Below are 18,891 nucleotides of genomic sequence, written 5' to 3' on the forward strand. Positions count from 1 at the left end.
CAAGACTCTCCTTATTCTTACCGTCTGAAGAGTTTTCAAACCGTAGGCTGGCAGGGCTAAGTTCGAGGATTTACCTGTACTCTTGCAAATGTCTCTCCGTCTGCTCCTGCGTACCCTAGCCTCCCTACACCAAAAGCCCAATTTTTCGGGGCTATTGGCGTCTACCTTCTCGCTAGGAATCGCCTTTTCTTTCGTGGCCCCGTTCCTCTCGAAATGGGGCACGGAGGAAATCGGCATGACTCCGAGCGGTTTTGGAGTATTCATGACCATCACCTCTCTGAGTGCCATTGTAGTCAGCACCGTACTGGCGAAACTCTCCGACTCTCGCTTGCCTCGTAAAACGGTATTGATCCTAGGTTCGGCCGCTGGAGTGGTCGGATTCGCGGCCTACGCTCTGATCCGAGACATCACCCTACTGCTCGTGGTCGGTTGTACTATGCAAGCTGCGGCTTCCATTTGCTTCGCCCAACTCTTCTCCCACGTTCGCGAGACCTATGGCGAGATAGGTGGAGATAAGGGAGCGTCGAGCTTCACCATGAGCGTGGTGCGGGTTTGCTTCTCCTTTTCGTGGACACTCGGACCTGCGACTGGCGCAGTGATGCTAACGAGTTTTGGATTTCGCGGGCTCTTTCTTTCCGCCGCCGCACTCTACCTCTTGTTTCTACTCGGCGTGTTGAAATTCGTTTCCTATCGCAAACCGAACCCTCAATCGAGCACAGCGACCAAGCCAAATTTCCTCGCTGGACTCGCCCGCCCGAAACTCGCCCTCAGCTTCACCGCCTTTGCCGCAGTTTCCGCCGCGAATGCGATCAACATGATGAATCTGCCGCTAGCCATGACTCGATCCCTCAACGGCACTGAATCGGATCTTGGCATCGCTTTCGGCATCGGACCTGTAGTTGAAATTCCACTAATGCTCTGGTTCGGACATTTGGCGGGCAAAGGTTACCAACTCTCGCTCATCAAATTCGGTGTAATAATCACAGCAGCCTACTTCTTCGGACTAAGCTTCGCTTCCCAGCCATGGCACGTATTCATACTCCAGATACTAAGCGGGACAGCCTTTGCCATATTGACCAACATCGCTATCCTCTTTTTCCAAGACCTGCTGCCAGGTCAAATGGGGCTGGCGACTTCCATCTTCTCGAATTCGGGAGCCGTTGGAAATCTCGTGGGCATGTTGACCTTTGGTTTCATTCTCGAGTCCTTCGGCCATCAAGGAACCTTTCTGACCTGCGCCCTCATCGCAACGGTCGCGTCGGGTCTAATCGTCGGGATCCGCAGGGACGCTAGCGAATAGGAAATGCCCGTTGAACCCGAGATTCTCGAGCTTCGAACCAGCGACCATCGCCTCGTGATACCCCTAAACGAAAATCCCGAATAGAGTCATCAAAATCCCTTAGCGGGCAGATTTCCACCCAAAGTATTTGGTAGCTTAACGACTCGACCGCCGGTTTCCAACAGGATCACGGTTGAGAAGAACTAAACTACCAAACGATGACTAAAACAAAATCCAGCTTAGCGATCAGCGCCCTTAGCCTCGCGGTTTCCGCGACAGGTCAGACTGTAGAAGAAGCGTATCAAGCTTCTGACGACGAAGTCGTGGAACTCTCTAGCTTCACGCTCTTCGGAGATCAGTATGAAATCATAGGCGCCGCTACACGCCTTCCGCTTTCCGACCGGGAAACGCCACAAACGATTAGCTTGATCGACGGAGCCCGCCTCGAAGCGGAATCGATGTTTAACATGGATGACGTTATGAGAAACGTCACCGGAGTAAACGTTTCTCTCTACGACACCCAACGACCGCTCTACTTCTCTCGCGGCTTTCGTATCACCGATTTCCAAGTCGACGGGATTCCGACCTACAGCAACGACACCAATCAGGAATTCGATACCGCCCTATACGAACGTGTAGAAATCCTACGCGGCGCAAATGGACTCTTTAGCGGATCGGGCAAACCGTCCGGTACTGTTAACCTCCATCGCAAAAAGGCAGAGAAGGGATTCGCTGCCTCGATAACCCAGACGATTGGCTCTTGGAATTATCTTCGCACCCAAGTCGACGTGAATACACCGATCACCTCAGACGGCAAATTCCGTAGCCGCTTCGTCGTTGCTTACACAGACCGCGATAGCTTCCGTGATCGCTACCACGAAGACAAGTTAGCCTACCTAGCTACCTTCGCGGCCGATCTCACGGAAAACACAACTCTTTCCTTCGGATTCCAAAGACAGGACAATGAGCCAACCGCCTCCGTATGGGGCACAATCCCGCCGCTCGCGGCAGACGGCACTCCCTCCGAGCTTCCCTACACTACGAATTTCGCAACCGACTGGGCCTACTGGCACCGTCACTCCAACACCGCTTTCGTAAACCTCGAGCACAAGATCAACGAGGACTGGCAATTGAAAGCCGCCATCAACCACACTGAAGGCGACGAACAAAGCCTCAGCGTCTACGCAAACGCCTACGCGGAAACCTGGCTCAACAAGGAGGACGGATCGGGAGTTATCCTTAGCGGCTACTCTTGGGACAGTGACGACACACGGGACAGCATCGACCTGTACCTTAATGGCAAAATCGACCTTTTCGAGCGCGAGCACGAAGTCGTCTTCGGGGCTAGCTACTCCGACTACGAAAGCGTCGCCTTGAACACGACTAGCGGATTCGCCGGCACTCCCTACGCCTACGCCATCCCGAACTTCTACACCTGGGACGGAACCGCTCCGGAAATGGAGCTCGCCTACCTGCCCGGCCAAGGCGTAATCAATACGAAATCCACCGGCATCTACGCTTCGACTCGCCTCCGCTTGACCGACAGATTTTCGACCATCCTCGGAGCACGTATCACGAAATGGGATACCATTGACTACGGAAGAAACGACGATGGAACCACCGCCTACGTCAGCAGCGAGTACGAAGTGGATAACGAGTTTACCCCCTATGTCGGCTTCACCTATGACCTGAACGAGAATGTGACCGTTTACGGGAGCTATACCACGATTTTCGAGCCACAAGACAACGTCGATGCCAGCGGAAACATCCTCGATCCGGTTGACGGCACCAACCTCGAAATCGGTATCAAGTCTAGTTTTTCAGACGGCAGAGCCACCTTCACCGCTGCCTTGTTCGAGACCTCTCAGGACAATTTCGCAGTCGCTGATCCGCTTAATCCTGATCCACTCCCCAGTGGCAAGTATCCGCAAATCGGGGTAGACGGAACTAAAGCCGAGGGCATAGAACTGCAATTGAGCGGAAAGGTCACCAAGGACTGGTCCATGATATTCGGATACACTCACAACGAAACTTCCCGCCACGAAGGTGACCCGATATGGACGAATCTTCCCGATGACCTCCTTCAGCTTTCCACCCACTACCAATTCCCAGGAAACTGGAGTCGCCTGGCAATCGGAGGTGGAGCCACTTGGCAGAGCGAAATCCTAGGATCCCAGTACATTCCGGGCCAAGGCTACGTCCAGATTAGCCAAGGTGCCTACACCTTGCTCAACATGCACGTGAACTATCAGATAAACGAGAACCTATCTGCTACCTTCAGCGCCAAAAACGCCACGGACGAAATATACCTTTCCAATCTCGATTACCCGCAATTTGGCGATCCAAGAAATCTGCTCTTTTCACTGAGGTACGACTTCTAGGGGCAGACAAAACACCGAGCGGATAGATCTTCCAAGCAGATGACATGCGGGCGTCCACCTCTTACTTCGGGAGGTGGTCGCCTCTTTTCCGCTTGAGACGCTCTGCGAGAAAAATCCGAACATCCTTCCGGAACACTTTACCTCCTCTCACAAATGCGAAAACGACTGTGGAAACTCCACTCTTGGATCGGACTCTTTTGCGCCATCGGCTTACTCATAATCGGTTTAAGCGGCAGCGTACTGGTATTCCACGAGGAGATCTCCTCGGCTCTCCACCCGGACGTTACGCTCAACGCGCCTCAGGATGAGGCGTCAACGCGAATTCCCACTTCTGAATTAACTCAAAGCGTGGAGTCCAAGTTTCCTGATTTTTGGATACGAGGATGGCTCTTTAATACAGACGCCGATAAGCGGGACCGAGCCTACGTCATGGATCGTGGTGGGGACGAATGGCACATACTTTATGTAGATCCTTACACCGGAGAAACTGCCGATCGCCCCCTTGACTACGAAGAGACGCTATATGGTTGGTTCGTCCAACTGCACTATACCTTTTTCGCGGACCACATCGGTATGATTGTCGCAGCTATTCTAGCGCTCGGTTTCCTATTTCTAAGCGTATCCGGAATTTACCTGCACCGCCCTTTCTTCAAAGCCTTTTTCCGCATTCGCTGGAAAACAAGTTCGCGTATCTTCTTTTCGGATTTTCACAAAGCTATCGGCATCGCTTCCGTCCCCTTCAACTTCATCCTAGGCTTTACCGGTGCTTACTGGAACATCTCCCACGTTGCTCATGAATTGATCGAACACAGCCATGAAGAAGAGCACGAGATCGAGAGCCCGTACCAAGAATATGGCGACAGTATAGATCAGCTCGCTACGATTGCGGACCAGCAAATCGCCGGATACGCTCTAAACTACATCTACTTCCCCACCGAGTCCGATCCGACCTTCTATCTCTACGGGCAACATCCAGAGGCGGGAATTATCAACAGCCTTTACGGAAGCACCATTTGGATTTCCGCAGAGAACGGACAAGTAAAACACGTCACGAACCTGAAGGAATCGGGATGGTGGGCCAAAGTCGTCGACGCCTTCGAGCCCCTTCATTTTGGCGGCTTCGGTGGACTCTTCACCAAAACCCTCTGGTGCCTCGCCGGACTAAGTCCCGCAGCTCTTAGCATCACCGGAGCCATGATGTACTTCAAACGCAAGCGACCAAAACGCCTTCGTCAAAAGCCGGAAGCCTCGCTGGAAAGCCAATCCGCCTAATATCAAAAAGATGAAGACTGAGGCCCTAAACTCTCAGGGGACCAAAAAGCAAAACGTCTCTGGCAAAATCTACCAAGCCGTCTGGCGGTGGCATTTCTGGGCAGGGCTAATTTCCGCCCCTTTCCTTATCATTATGTCGCTCACAGGGGCGATCTATGTGTTCGAAGACGAACTAGCTCCGATTTTCCACCCGGAGCTTTATCTCGTGGAACCGGCTGAAAACACAGTAAGTTTGGAGCGGATACGATCTGATCTCGCAATCGAACTACCAGATCACGAACTGCACAACTTCCATTTTCCAGAGAATAAAAGCCGTTCTTGGTCCGCTCTCGTCGAAGAGGAAAACAAATCAGGCGAACACGAGTTCAGACGCGTATTTTACGACCAATACAGAGGTCAAATCCTTGGCCACGTCAGTACCAAAGAAGGATTCTTTCCCGTCGTTCTAAGGATTCACCGAACCTTCCTAGCTGGTGAAACGGGACGCTACCTCGCAGAAGTATCCACTTGCTGGGGAATCGTTTCAATACTAGCCGGACTTTACCTTTGGTGGCCTCGAAAAAAAGAAAAAGTTAAAGGTGTTTGGATACCTCGGACGAAGGGAAGTTTCCGCACCATTCTTCGCGACTGGCACACAGTGCCAGGTATGTACGTCTCTCTCTTCGTGTTACTCATCATGCTCACGGGGCTTTTGTTTACCAACGTTTGGGGTCGCGCCTACATGATCGGCAATGCCTTGAGCGGAGGCTTTCCCGAGTTCTACATTTCACCTCCCAAATCCGCAGACGCGCCCGAAGGAGTAAAACAAATCTCCCCAGACAAAGCCCTAAGCATAGCAAAAGCGGCATATCCAAATTTCGGAGCAACAGACTTCACCCTGGATCTCCCGCACCCGGGAACCAATGACGCCTTTAGCGTCTTGGGCGATATCACCCGTCCTTTCGAGGACATAGGAGCTGTATTCATTGATCAACACACTGGAGAAATACTGCTATCAACATCGAGCGAGAGTTTTCCCCTTCCAACGCATTTGACCCTCCTCTTCTACCCTATCCATACCGGCAGCATTTTTGGTCTCGGCACCAAAGTTTTGGCCGTGCTGAGCTGCCTCTTGATCACCGCCATGTCAGCCACCGGGGTTTGGATCTGGTGGAGACGTCGACCTCAGGGCAAATTGGGTGCCCCAAGAAGACCGGTTGGTAACGAAGTCCCCCGCTGGATCGCGTGGTTCACTATCGCCCTAGCGATTTTTCTTCCAACGGTGGGAGCGACTCTCCTCCTGATAGGTCTTGCGAGTTGGGTAAAAAGAAAAGCGGGCTGAAATCTGCGTTCAGAAAAGACCAAACTCCAGGCGAATCCTAACCTACCCCGCCAATGGCCTTTCGTTTAAAACCCTTATACAATGCCTTGGGTGCGATTATTCTCCTGATGGAATATTCACTTGACGGACTCTGTCTTTCATTTTGAATTGCAGGCCTTGAAAGGTGACCTACACCCCGAAATCCGTCGGACCGCAATCGCTTGACTAGCCAAGACCATGTCTAAGAAAAAAATCCTCATCCTCTGTACCGGAAACTCCTGCCGAAGCCACATGGCGGAAGGCATCTTGCGCAACGCGTTGGGAGAAGCTCATGAAGTCTTCTCGGCGGGCGCGAAGCCATCAGGTTACGTTCACCCGAAGGCCATCGAAGTCATGGGGGAAATCGGAATCGACGTATCCGGACACGAGTCAAAGCACTTGGATCGCTTCCTCGACGCTGGAATCGACACCGTAATCACCGTTTGCGGCAATGCCAATGACGCCTGCCCAGTCTTCCCGGGCATGGTCAACCGCTACCATTGGGGCTTCGAGGATCCCCCACACGCCCAACGCGAGGGCGAGGAGCTAGTCGACGCTTTCCGTCGTATTCGCGACGAAATTAAACTCGTTTTCGAAGCCTACGCAGCCGGTCTCACCGAAGCTGCAAAATAATAGAATCAACCGAACAGGAGGAAATACCATGAGCGACCCAAAGACCACTACCGAAGCGCCTAAGACCGAAACCCAAACTCCCGAGAAAAAGGGATTCTTCACCCGCATCGTCAACAAGATCGACGGCGTGATGAAGGAAAAGGCGGACCAAAAATCCCAGCAAGGCTGCTGCGGCGGTGACGGCAAGGGCGGAAAGTGCTGCTAAAATCGATTGATACGATCGTCTACCAGTGGATCGGCCTCGACCCGGAGTCACGCTTCGCAGCGGCCGTCCACTTTTTCCTCTACGACACGGTAAAGATCTTCCTGCTGCTGGCAGTGATGATCTTCGCTATCGGCGTGATTCGCACCTGGCTTCCGGAGCATAAGCTCAAAAAATGGATGGGAGCCGGCGGAGTCTGGGCCAACGTCATAGCCGCCCTGTTCGGAGCCATCACTCCCTTTTGCTCCTGTTCCTCTATTCCCATTTTCATCAGCCTGTTGAAGGCTGGCGTACCACTGGGGGTTACCTTCTCTTTTCTCATAACCTCCCCCATCATCAACGAATACTTGGTGATCCTCATGGCGAGCGAGTTCGGGGTTCCCATCACTATTGCCTACGTGGCGAGTGGTTTGCTAATCGGCATTTTGGCCGGAGTCATTCTCGGCCGCATGAAACTGGAGCGTCATTTGGAGACTGATATCATCGAATCCGCCCACAATGATGATCAGATAATTGAATACACATTCGGCAAACGTATCAAGTTCGGCATCGACGAAGCCGCCAGCGTAATCCGCAGCATATGGCTCTGGGTCATCGTCGGCGTAGCCATTGGGGCCTTCATTCACAACTACGTTCCGCAGGACACCATTCACAGCTTGATGGAAGCCACGGGCATCTTCTCCGTTCCATTAGCCACTATCCTAGGCGTCCCGATGTACGGTAGCTGCGCCGCCATCGTACCAATCGCCGTCGTGCTCTTCGAAAAGGGCATCCCGCTCGGAACCGCCCTCGCCTTCATGATGGCTATGGCCGCGTTAAGCTTGCCTGAAGCCATCATGTTGCGACGCACCATGAGACTCCCGCTTATCGCGATCTTCTTTGGCATAACGACCATCGCCATCATCGCTACCGGATATCTGCTAAACGCCCTGAGTCAGTACTTGTAAGAACCGACTTACATCCAACTTCCTGATACGCTTAACACCAATGAGCCAACCTAGTCCAACTGTACCCGGAGCTTGCCAGCCAGCTCGCAAAAAGCTCGGATTCCTCGACCGTTTCCTAACGCTGTGGATCTTCCTCGCTATCGCCGGTGGGGTCGCCCTCGGAGCCCTATGGGATGGAGCCACTAGCTTCCTCGACCAATTTCAAGTGGGCACTACCAACATTCCGATCGCCATCGGGCTAGTCCTCATGATGTATCCACCGCTGGCTAAGGTTCGCTACGAGGAGATGCACCGCGTCTTCCGGAACTTTCGAGTGCTCGGCCTCTCATTGATCCAGAATTGGATTATCGGGCCAGTGCTCATGTTTCTCCTGGCGATTGCTTTCCTTAGCGGACACCCGGAATACATGACAGGCGTCATTCTCATCGGCCTTGCTCGCTGCATCGCTATGGTTATCGTTTGGAACGAGCTGGCCGAGGGTGACAACGAATACGCAGCCGGACTAGTCGCCTTCAACAGCGTTTTCCAAATTGTATTCTTCAGCATCTACGCTTGGGTATTCATAACCTGGCTACCCGGAGTGTTTGGTTACGAAGGAAGTGTGGTTGCCATCACCATGGGAGAAGTCGCCCAGAGTGTCTTCATCTACCTCGGGATCCCGTTCATCGGAGGCATGCTCACTCGCTTCATCGGAGTTAAGCTTAAAGGCCGAGATTGGTACGAATCGGTCTTCATTCCCAAAATCAGCCCTATCACGCTGATCGCCCTGCTCTTCACCATCGTGCTGATGTTCACCTTCAAGGGAGACACTATTCTGGAACTCCCCTTGGACGTCGTTCGCATCGCGATTCCCCTCACCATCTACTTCCTGATCATGTTCGTGGTCAGCTTCCTGATGGGCAAATTCGTGGGAGCGGACTATCGCCAAAGCGTAACGCTCAGCTTCACCGCCGCCAGCAACAACTTCGAACTGGCCATCGCCGTTGCGGTAGCAGTTTTTGGCATCGGATCCGGCGTCGCTTTCGCGGCCGTGATCGGACCGCTGGTGGAAGTGCCGGTCATGATCGCCTTGGTCAATCTAGCCTTCTGGTTCCGCAAGCGCCTCTTTAGCTAAAGTAACTTGCGGCTCCACCCGCCTTACCGCTCTTCTTTTATGTTAAAGCCGATCACGTAAAAGACCGGCAGGACTAACATAGTAAGTACAGTAGCCACCACGAGTCCCGATACGATGGTAACCGCCATCGCTGAGAAGAAGGCGTCAAAGAGTAAAGGTATCATTCCCAAAGCGGTAGTGGTTGCCGCCATACCGACCGGCATGAGACGGCTAGTGGCGGAGTCGACCACTGCATCCATCTCTGATTTGTCTTCGAGCATCTGCAGGTTGATTTCATCGATCATCACAATCGCGTTCTTGATCAGCATTCCGCTCAAGCTGAGGAAACCGAGCAAGGCCATAAAGCCAAAGGGCTGCCCCGTAACCAGTAGGCCGGCGGTTACCCCGATCGTTGCCAGCGGGACGCAGGCCCAGATCAAGAGCGGTTGTCGAATGGAATTGAATAGCGCGATCGTCACCAGAACCATCATGACCGCAAAAAGTGGAATACTCTTCGCCAGGCTACTCTGAGCCTTGGCTGTATCTTTGTATTCACCTTCCCACTCTAAATTATAACCTGACGGCAGTTCGATTGCCTCGATCTTTCGCCGTAGTCGCTCGAGCAATTCGGAAGCGGTAATATTCCTCGGGTCGCTAAACACAGTGATCGAACGTTGCCGATCTTTGCGTACAATGATCCCTTCTTCGCTTTCCATCTGGAAATCCGAGACGACTTGCGTCAAAGGCACATAACGCTGAGCTACCGGGGACCAAATCTGCAAGGATCTCAGCTCCGACACTTCGAGCCTCTCTGCCTCGGGAGCTCGCAGCATTATCGGTAGCAACAAATCTCCCTCGCGAAACAGTCCGACCGCTTGACCCTGAAAGGAAGAACGAATTAGTCGAGCCACCTGCAGATAGTCGATTCCAAGATGTCTCGCTTGCTCTTCGATCAAGATGGGACGAATCACTTTAACCCGCTGTCGCCAATTGGTACGCGGTGCCCGCGCTTCCGGTTCCTCATCCATGATGGCAATAGCCTGATTCGCGATTTCGCGCAACACGGTTTCGTCCGGTCCGGAGAAGCGGGCTTGGATTTTTCCCACCGCTCCCGGCCCGAGCTCAAACTTGTAGGCGAACCCTAAGGCATCGGGAAAACGCTCCACGATCTCCGCTTCGATTTCCGGTATCAGATCGTCAACTACTTCAGGACCGGAGACATCTACAATAAGCTGGGCATAGGCGGCATTCGGCTTTTCCGGAACATAGGTGAGCAAAAAGCGAGGCCCGCCTTGTCCAACCAGAGTTGTCACGCCTTCCACGCCTTCCATATTTCGAACGAAGTCGGCCAATTCACTGGACTTCTCGTCCGTCACATCAAAGTGAGTACCTTGGGGCATCCAAAAATCGACCAAGAACTGTGGGCGAGTCGACGGGGGGAAGAAGGCTTGCTTTAGTTGGGTGAATCCCGCGAGGGACAATACAAAAACCAGTCCGACCAGCATTACTGTTTTCCAGCGATTCCGCAGCAGGAAACGAAGAGTCGACTTGTACCAGCCATAGATTCGATTCGAGTGCGGCTCTGCTCCATCCGCTTCAGCCTTTGGCAGAAACATCACACCCAGCAAGGGAGTAACCGTGACCGCAACCACCCAGCTCAACAGCAGCGACACGAGGATCACCAGGAAAAGCGAACGGGTGAACTCGCCAGTGCTATCTTTGGAGAAGCCAATCGCAGCAAATGCCAGCACGGCAATGAACGTGGCTCCGAGCAGAGGTATCGCCGATTGCTTAACGACTTCGACCGCCGCCTCCATCGCTTTCTTCCCTCGCCCTAGGCCAACCAGTATCCCATCGACAACTACGATCGCATTGTCCACCAGCATACCCAAGGCGATGATGAGAGCGCCGAGCGAAACGCGCTCCAAGGCTACGCCCATCGGTTTAAGTATCATAAACGACCCTACAATGGTCAGGATCAGAACCACCCCGATCAAGAGCCCACTACGCAAGCCCATGAAGAGAAGCAGTACGCCAATCACGATGGCCACCGCTTCGATTAGGCTGATTACAAAGCCGTTGATGGCCTCTTGTACCGCTTCGGACTGCATGGAAACCATACCGATTTCCATACCGAGCGGGATTTCACTTTTAAGCTCCTCCAGCCGCACCAGCAACGCCTCTCCCATGGTAACCACATTCCCGCCGGATACCGTCGAAATTCCCAAGCCGATGGAAGGATGCCCTGCGTAGTAGACCGCTTCACTCCTCGGGTCAACGTATCCACGGCTTACTTTGGCAACATCCCGCAGATAGAAACGCCCGCCCTGATGCGTATCGATCAAGAGATTTTCGATATCGGCAAGCGACTTGAACTCCCCGTCGGGATGGATCGCGATGAACTCGTCGCCCACCTGCACACGCCCGGCACCTCCGACCAGATTACGGTTTTGCAACTCCCTTCCTATCGACTCCGGAGAAATTCCTAAAAGAGCCAGTCGATCTCGATTGAACTCTACATAGAGCGCCTCACGCCTTTCTCCAAAAACAGATACCTTCCCAACATCCTGCACTTTCAACAGCTCCCGGCGCAGCATGTCGGTGACTCGCTTGAGCTCGGCGTAACTATAGTCGGCACCATAGACGACAAAGAATACGCCAAAGACGTCGCCGTAATCATCGATCACCATCGATGGCCCCGCACCGGGCGGCAAAGAGGATTGGGCATCGTGAACCTTGTGACGCAACTCGTCCCAGACTTGGGGCAAAGCCGCTCCCCCGTAAGTGTCCTTGATGGTAACCGTTACGGTAGACAAGCCTCGCTCGGACTTGGAAATGACTTCATCCAACTGCCCGAGTTGCTGCACCGCGATCTCGATTTCGTCGCTGACCTCTTGCTCAACCTCTTCAGCGGAGGCACCCGAATAAGGAGTGATGATCAGAGCGTCCTTAATGGTAAACTCGGGATCTTCCAGCCTGCTCATATTGAGATAAGCTTGCAGACCGCCCACAAAAAGGCCGAAGGCCAGAAAGAGCGTCGTAACTCGTCGCTCCAAAAAGTAACGTATCCAGTTCATGGTGGATTCTTGGGGCTAATTATTTCCAAGGCTTCACTTGCATGCCTTCGCGCAAGTGGACAACTCCGGAGCTTACAATCAAGTCCCCCGACTTCAGATCTCCCGTCACTTCGATCTCCTCGGCTCTCGCCTGACCCACCGATACGGCAACAGGCGAAACCGCCTCAGCCGACGGATCATACTTCCACACCAGAGCCTGCCCATCCGGCTGAAAATCGATACTGGATACCGGCAGCAATGTTCCGGCGAGCGCGTCGTCTTCCTTCGCGGGTACCCAGAAGCGAATGCGGGCTGTCATGCCGGGATGAATACTAATTTCACTGGGTCGCTCAAATTGTAGAGTCACAGGAAAGGTGCGGCTTGCAGGATTCGCCCTTGTCGCAAATTCCGAAACACGCAGCGGGAAAGAGACCTCAGGCATCGCCGTCACCCGAAGTTCGGGCCTTACCTTTTCGGTTACCATTTCCGCCGTAGCGTCTTCGCCTTTAAGAATCCACAGCGTTTCGGGAATATCCACCACCGCTTCCAAAGTAGAAATATCCTGCACAACCGCGATCGGCTGCTTGGGCATTACATTTGCGAAATCGTTGACTAGGATTTGGGCAATTTCTCCGGCGAACGGAGCGTAAACGCGAGTTTCTTCCCAGCGTTTCTTGGCGATGTCACGCTGAGCCGTCGCGGCTTCAAAAGCGACCTTGGCTCCTTCGAGAGCGGCCTTGGCTGTGGCGTTCTGATCGAACAGGCTCTTCAGTCGATCGTATTCAGATTTAGCCTGCTCATAGCGAGCTTCTGCCGCGTGAAGGTCCGACTCGTAATCACGGTCGTCAAGCCGAGCGATCAATTGCCCCTTCTGCACTAGCTCCCCCTCGCGTACTGGCATCTCCAGAATTCGCCCAGCTACTTCGAAAGCGAGGTTCGCTTCCTGACTGGCCTGGATTCGGCCAGGAAACTCGTACATGCGATCAGGAGTTCCCAGTTCGACTTCGTAGAGCTTAACTGGTCGGACCGGCTCTTGCACTGCGGTTTCCTTTTTACCGCATCCGAATAATGTCAGGCTAAGTCCCGCCAACGCGGTTGAGAGTGTTTTTTTCAGGTTTCCGTTCATGGTTTAAGCCTGTTAATTTCGTTGAATTTCCTTGTCCTAAAATGCGCCGCCTAGGGCTATGTGCAGATCGATTCGATTTCTCCACGCTGCGTATCTCGCAGAGATCTCCTGTATTCGCTGTTCGATGACGCGATCTTCTAGCTGCAAAACGCTCAAGAGGTCGATTTGGCCGCCTTCGTACTGGATGCCTGCCAGATCCCGAGCTCTTGAGATTTGCTCGACCAAGCTAGCGAATGCGTCGATGCGGACTTCCAACCAGCGACTTTTTTCCAAGCTACTCTCCACTTCCAAAAACGCTTGCAAGACGACATCGCCATACAGGGCAATTGCCTGCTCTTGCTCGGCGGTCCGCACTTGGACTTGCTCCTTTAACTGCCCGCCCGCGAAGATTGGAGCGGTCAGCGAAGCCATGCCTCCCAAGATGCTGTCTTTGATTCCGAGCAGAGCTAGAGAGTCAGCCCCAGAATAGATTCCCGCCCCAGTCAGCTCCAGCGAGGGCAAGCGAGCCACCTTTGCCTCTTCAAGCAAATGGAATGTAGCGACCACCGCCTCACGTGCCGCAACGATGTCATAACGTCTTTCCAACAATTCCGCAGGAATCCCTGTCGGAGTCGAAGCTAGTCTCGACGGAGTGGATACATGGAAAGAGGTATTCCCACTCGGGTATCGGCCAGCCAAAATATCTAAGACCCGACTGGCGAGGGCCACTCGCATCTGGGCATTAGCCAACTGCGCACGAGCGCCGCTTACTTGCGCCTCAGCAAGACGCAGTTCCTTCTCGGTCTGACTTCCCTCTTCCACTTTGAGCCGAACGATGCGCAACGTCTCCTCTTGGTTCAGAAAGACCTCCTCTATGAAGTCGCGAACTTGCACGCTCTCCGCCGCATCCATCCAAGCCTTGGCCGCAGCTCCAACCAGCGAAAGCCGAGCCTGCTGGAATTCGGCTTCGCTCCGACGCAGACCAGCTTCTGCCGCAAGCTTGGCAGAGCGGAGCTTTCCAAAAATATCGATTGTCCAAGACCCCATCACATCAGCCCCAAGACTCGTGGATACGCCACTACCGATACCGTCGAGCACAATTCCTGAAGCCCCTACACCTAAACTAGGTTGGAGTTGACCACTCGCTTGACGGGCCACTGCAGCGGCCGCCTCTACGCGATACTCAGCGATAGCGAGCGACGGATTGTTTTCCAGCACCTCGCTCACATAGGCTTCCAATCCCGGAGCTGCGAGGGCCTGGAGCCAAGATGGATCGACCTCGCCAGCCCATGCCCCTTCTGCCATCCACGCATCTGGGACAGATTCTATGTGCGGCAGAGCTGTTTCTAGGATGGCTCGCTCCGCCGGCGGCTCAAAGGTAGCGCAACCCGCCAACAGGACGACTGGCACGCTCGCCAAAAGGTATGCAGAGATTCTCCTCATCTTTCCAGAACTCCTAGATATCGAGCTTTAGCATTTTAATTAGATTGTTCGTTCTATTTTTAAGTCGACAGCGGTCAAGCCGTATTTAGTACGTTCATTCTACTTTAACAAAAAAAGGCCAGCTGGGACCAGAACTAGACTTGGTGAAGACTTTCTCTTCTGTTCTGGTGCGACCCTGGGAATTAGATGAAAACAGCAAATCCAGAACTAATAGAGCAGCGGCGCCAACAGGTGCTCGAAGCAGCACGTATTTGCTTTGAAGAAAAGGGCTTCCACGGGGCATCTATGTCCGCCATTTGCAAGCAGGCGAAAATGAGCCCCGGACATCTATACCACTACTTCAAAGGCAAGGAGGAACTCATCGAATCTTTGGTCGAGAATTCCGCTCAGCACTACGAAGAACGTCTGGCCTCTTTGGTTGAGACCGGAGACCCGCTCGACGCCATGCTGGAGCGGGCCTACGAAATCTGGGAAGATTCAACAGAAGGTTTTGGCGGCCGTTTGCTCGCGGAGCTCAAGGCGGAAGCGAGTCGGAACCCCAAGGTTCAAGAGATCATACGCGGCTACGATGCCCGACTACATGAACGCTTCGCCAAAATCATTCGTTTCGGTCAGAGCACAGGAACCATCTCTAAAGAAATCGACGCACTCGGCTTCGCAGTGCTCATCGTGAGCTGCATCGACGGCTTGAGAATCGCCGGACATGCAAACGGCGACTTTGACCTGAAAGCGCCAACCGAAACCTTAAAGCTAATGGTCCGCAAGACCCTCGCGCCGTAAAACGACATAGGAAGGTCGCTCTTTAACGGAACTATATCCGAGCGCTTTGCTCTTAGACGTGGGGCTTCAAATTACTCTGAACCCGACCCAGGTACGAAAGAAACTGCTTCTGTTCATCCTTTGTAAACCCCTCGATCGCGTGCGAGCTAACCTTCGCTAGGCGAGCAAGTAGTGAATCATTCACTTTCCTGCCCAGATCTGTCAGCTGCAAAATCGAGCTTCGTCGATCCTCTGAATTCGGATTTGAGCAAACCAACCCCTGCTCGCGAAGTGTCTTTGTCAGTCGAGCTAGCTGCCCCTTATCTCGTCCAAAATGCTCAACTAGTTCGCTCAAGGTTAAACCATCGCTTCTGCCCAGAAAGTTCAGAATTTTACCTTCCAGGTGGGTAATCTCAAAAGGACTTTCCTTCAGTTCTCGGTACTGCTCCGCACGAATAAGGTGCATAGTCCGGTGGATAGCCTCAAAAATTTCCTCCGCTCCCCCTTCTTGCGAGGACTCGTCAGACATAGGTTTTTCGTCTTTCGGTACAGTCATTTTCCTAGCGAGAAAAAGAGCTAAGCCAAAAGGCGCAAGCTCAGCGCACAATCGACGGGATATGAGACCGAGCCCCTTCTTTTTGTTGACTTTGTCATCTTTTCTCCATTCGTAGACATTATCAACCAATAATCGAATGGGACAGGATAAGGAAATAACAAAAGTAAGCTACGAGCTAAAAAAGCGCTCAGTTGCAGTAAAAGAGATTCAGAAAATAGGTGCCAACACGCTTGGCATAAGGTTTGGCGGGGAAAGCCTGGCAGGATTCCGTACCGCTTCTTTTGACGACCATATAAAGCTATTTCTCGAAACTACTGAAGGGGAGCGGTTGGGTCGTCACTACACAGTTCGCGACTATGACCCCGAAAACAAGGAACTCACAATTGAATTCGGAACTCACTCAACAGGTCCCGCTGCTCGTTGGGCATCCAACGCGGTTCCTGGAGACGTAGCCGAAATTGGCGGCCCCAAGGGCTCACGAATCATTCCTACTAATTACGACTGGCACCTGCTAATCGGTGATAATTCCTCGCTACCAGCGATTCACCGCCGGGTCGAGGAGCTACCTAGCTGGACCAAAGCGATAGTGCTAGTCACACTTCCAGATCCCGCAGACCGACGGAATATTAAATCAGACGCTGATGTGTCATTCCATTGGATACAGTCTGAAGACATACTCCTCCACAAACTCAAACACTTACCCCTACCCGCAGGCGAAGGCGTAGCTTGGTGCGCTGGAGAGCAGGACACTATCACTCAAGTTGAATCCATTCTGCTCAAACATTTTTCCATGCCAAAAGAAAACGTATTCGTTAAGCCATACTGGAAACGCGATAAAGTAAAAGAATCCCTTCAAGCATAATCATGTTCAGGCAACTATCACATCTTCTTCGAACGCTACGGATCGAAACATACCGCATGCGGGCGCTTTCCCCTCTCGCTATCCTTGTCGCGATCTCGCTTGGGTTTTCAGCGGAACAGAATATGGCTACTACCTACTCTCTCGAATTCGACTCCTCATCCTATCAAGACAAGGAGCAAACCATAGACGGGATCACGATCGCCTACCGGGCATTCGAAGATATCGTCTACGTCGCCAACCCGGCCAATCCCGACCGCCAAAAACTCAACATTTTCGTCCCCCTTTCGTACTACGACAACACGAAGAGTGGAAAATTCGACCTACACTCAGCTCCCATCTTTTTGCCAAACGATGTGGGTGGATACATGCCAGCGGCCGCGGGCGAGCCAGGCCCTGGCTGGAATAGCCCCATGAACGCCGCTTTCTACGCTCTCTCTGAAGGCTATGTCGTCGCCTATCCAGGCGTTCGGGGACGAACCGAGGAAAATGGCAAGGCCCCCGCCGCCATAGTCGACCTCAAAGCTGCCGTTCGGTATCTAAGATACAACGACAAAACAATTCCCGGAGATTCGGAAAAGGTCATCTCAAACGGAACAAGCGCCGGCGGGGCCCTTTCCGCCTTACTCGCCGCCACTGGAAACAATTCCGACTACTCCGCCTTCCTTGATGAATTGGGTGCTGCTCCGGCCCGCGATGACATTTACGCAGCTTCCGCCTATTGCCCCATCACTAACTTGGATAATTCCGATACTGCGTACGAGTGGTTATTCAATGGATACAACGAATTCGAACATATGAGATTTACTCGCTCAGCAGATGGCTCGCGAGTGGGAGAAAAGGTATCCTCCACTCTGGACGATTCGCAGATAGATCTCTCAAACGAATTGGCAGCCCTTTTTCCCGCCTACCTAAACAGTCTTCATCTAGAGGACGGCCACGGGAACGCCTTGACCTTGGAGGCAGACGGCACGGGGAGCTTCGCTGATCACGTCAAACAGTATGTAATAGATTCTGCTCAAACGGCTCTCTCAGACGGTGTAAGTCTGGACAAGATCAAATGGATTGAACTCCAGGACGGGAAAGTCGCAGACATAGACTTTCCCGCCTATGTCGCTTACGCAACAAGGAAGAAGACGCCTCCGGCCTTCGACTCGACCAAACTCGACACGCCGGAAAATCAGCTTTTTGGCAACAAGCAAAACGAATACCAGCACTTCACCCGCTTCTCCTTATCCCATGGGACAGAGGGAAGCTCTCTTGCGGCAGCTGACAGAATCAAGCTGATGAACCCAATGAACTATATCGGCACCGAAACTTCTGATACCGCTCCGTTCTGGAGGATTCGCCATGGAGCGATTGACCGCGACACGTCGCTAGCAATTCCTGTGATTCTCGCCACACGCCTTCGTAATACAGGTTACGAGGTTGATTTCACGCTACCATGGGATGTACCCCATAGCGGAGACTACGATTTGCCGCAACTATTCAACTGGATAGAAAAGGTGACCGGCGCAAACGAAGCGAGCGCTTCAAAGCCTCTTTTTGAAAAGCAGTTTAGTCTCAATCTAGAAGCGACCCAGATGCTTATATCCGCAGCCCAGTCGAAGGCCGAACAAATGGGAGCAAAGATTTCTGCCGCCGTAGTGGACCGAAGCGGTAACTTGATCGCGTTCGAACGCATGGACGGAGCATCGCTTGTTACGATCGAAGTTGCCATTGGGAAAGCCAATACAGCAGCCCAACTGGGAGCCCCCTCCTCTCTCTTTGAGAATATGATCAATGAAGGCCAAACCGCGATGCTCACGGTGCCCGGAATAGTGCCCTTACAAGGAGGAATACCCATCTACCACCAAGGGAGCTTGGCGGGAGCTATCGGTATCAGTGGCTCTAGCGGAGAAAACGACAACCTAATCGCAAGCGAAGCAGCGTCATTCTTTGCGGAATAATCGGATAAAACTAACGTA

General features: G+C 52.9%; 15 protein-coding genes. 11 read left to right on the forward strand and 4 right to left on the reverse strand.

Annotation, left to right across the window (positions count from 1 at the left end):
- The first annotated feature begins 88 nt into the window (after positions 1 to 88).
- The 8 genes from H5P27_RS17485 to arsB all read left to right on the forward strand — a co-directional run bounded on the left by H5P27_RS17485 (position 89) and on the right by arsB (position 9,167).
- Entirely contained in the window at positions 89 to 1,300 is a 1,212-nt protein-coding gene (locus tag H5P27_RS17485) for a sugar efflux transporter (protein WP_185661714.1), read from the forward strand.
- A gap of 197 nt (positions 1,301 to 1,497) precedes the next feature.
- On the forward strand, positions 1,498 to 3,660 hold the full coding sequence (locus tag H5P27_RS17490) for a TonB-dependent siderophore receptor (RefSeq protein WP_185661715.1): 2,163 nt from the start codon (positions 1,498 to 1,500) through the stop codon (positions 3,658 to 3,660).
- Between the two features lie 153 nt (positions 3,661 to 3,813).
- The gene (locus H5P27_RS17495; protein WP_185661716.1) at positions 3,814 to 4,932 is read left to right on the forward strand and encodes a PepSY-associated TM helix domain-containing protein; all 1,119 of its coding nucleotides are present in this window, start codon (positions 3,814 to 3,816) and stop codon (positions 4,930 to 4,932) included.
- Between the two features lie 10 nt (positions 4,933 to 4,942).
- Positions 4,943 to 6,253 (forward strand): PepSY-associated TM helix domain-containing protein, encoded by a 1,311-nt coding sequence (locus tag H5P27_RS17500; RefSeq protein ID WP_185661717.1) that lies wholly within the window; start codon positions 4,943 to 4,945, stop codon positions 6,251 to 6,253.
- Between the two features lie 216 nt (positions 6,254 to 6,469).
- Positions 6,470 to 6,904: an arsenate reductase ArsC gene (locus H5P27_RS17505; RefSeq protein WP_185661718.1), complete on the forward strand. Its 435-nt coding sequence runs from the start codon at positions 6,470 to 6,472 to the stop codon at positions 6,902 to 6,904.
- Positions 6,905 to 6,932: 28 nt separating this feature from the next.
- Positions 6,933 to 7,109 (forward strand): hypothetical protein, encoded by a 177-nt coding sequence (locus H5P27_RS17510; RefSeq protein ID WP_185661719.1) that lies wholly within the window; start codon positions 6,933 to 6,935, stop codon positions 7,107 to 7,109.
- Positions 7,100 to 8,053, forward strand: coding sequence for a permease (locus H5P27_RS17515; RefSeq protein ID WP_185661720.1), 954 nt, complete (start codon positions 7,100 to 7,102; stop codon positions 8,051 to 8,053). Before H5P27_RS17510 ends, H5P27_RS17515 begins: the two co-directional genes overlap by 10 nt.
- A gap of 40 nt (positions 8,054 to 8,093) precedes the next feature.
- Positions 8,094 to 9,167, forward strand: coding sequence for an ACR3 family arsenite efflux transporter (arsB, locus tag H5P27_RS17520; protein WP_185661721.1), 1,074 nt, complete (start codon positions 8,094 to 8,096; stop codon positions 9,165 to 9,167).
- Positions 9,168 to 9,190: 23 nt separating this feature from the next.
- Here arsB and H5P27_RS17525 read toward each other — a convergent pair whose 3' ends face one another.
- Genes H5P27_RS17525 through H5P27_RS17535 form a run of 3 tightly spaced genes read right to left on the reverse strand, consistent with a single transcriptional unit; the run spans position 9,191 to position 14,750 of the window.
- The gene (locus H5P27_RS17525) at positions 9,191 to 12,223 is read right to left on the reverse strand and encodes an efflux RND transporter permease subunit (RefSeq protein WP_185661722.1); all 3,033 of its coding nucleotides are present in this window, start codon (positions 12,221 to 12,223) and stop codon (positions 9,191 to 9,193) included.
- Positions 12,224 to 12,242: 19 nt separating this feature from the next.
- Complete coding sequence (locus H5P27_RS17530; RefSeq protein ID WP_185661723.1) at positions 12,243 to 13,328, reverse strand: efflux RND transporter periplasmic adaptor subunit; 1,086 nt, start codon at positions 13,326 to 13,328, stop codon at positions 12,243 to 12,245.
- A gap of 36 nt (positions 13,329 to 13,364) precedes the next feature.
- Positions 13,365 to 14,750 carry an efflux transporter outer membrane subunit gene (locus H5P27_RS17535; RefSeq protein WP_185661724.1) on the reverse strand — a complete coding sequence of 462 codons (1,386 nt, stop codon included), beginning with the start codon at positions 14,748 to 14,750 and terminating at the stop codon, positions 13,365 to 13,367.
- A gap of 186 nt (positions 14,751 to 14,936) precedes the next feature.
- On the opposite strand from H5P27_RS17535, the gene H5P27_RS17540 reads away from it, so the two are divergent.
- On the forward strand, positions 14,937 to 15,530 hold the full coding sequence (locus tag H5P27_RS17540; protein WP_185661725.1) for a TetR/AcrR family transcriptional regulator: 594 nt from the start codon (positions 14,937 to 14,939) through the stop codon (positions 15,528 to 15,530).
- 52 nt (positions 15,531 to 15,582) lie between these two features.
- On the opposite strand, the gene H5P27_RS17545 is transcribed toward H5P27_RS17540, so the two are convergent.
- Positions 15,583 to 16,065 carry a MarR family winged helix-turn-helix transcriptional regulator gene (locus H5P27_RS17545; RefSeq protein ID WP_185661726.1) on the reverse strand — a complete coding sequence of 161 codons (483 nt, stop codon included), beginning with the start codon at positions 16,063 to 16,065 and terminating at the stop codon, positions 15,583 to 15,585.
- A gap of 136 nt (positions 16,066 to 16,201) precedes the next feature.
- Here H5P27_RS17545 and H5P27_RS17550 point away from each other — a divergent pair, with 136 nt between their 5' ends.
- Together H5P27_RS17550 and H5P27_RS17555 are read left to right on the forward strand one after the other, a co-directional pair.
- The gene (locus H5P27_RS17550) at positions 16,202 to 16,927 is read left to right on the forward strand and encodes a siderophore-interacting protein (protein ID WP_185661727.1); all 726 of its coding nucleotides are present in this window, start codon (positions 16,202 to 16,204) and stop codon (positions 16,925 to 16,927) included.
- A 122-nt stretch (positions 16,928 to 17,049) separates the two neighbouring features.
- Complete coding sequence (locus H5P27_RS17555; RefSeq protein ID WP_221774778.1) at positions 17,050 to 18,873, forward strand: subtype B tannase; 1,824 nt, start codon at positions 17,050 to 17,052, stop codon at positions 18,871 to 18,873.
- The last annotated feature ends 18 nt before the right edge of the window (positions 18,874 to 18,891 follow it).

This window comes from Pelagicoccus albus (assembly GCF_014230145.1).
GTDB lineage: Bacteria > Verrucomicrobiota > Verrucomicrobiia > Opitutales > Opitutaceae > Pelagicoccus > Pelagicoccus albus.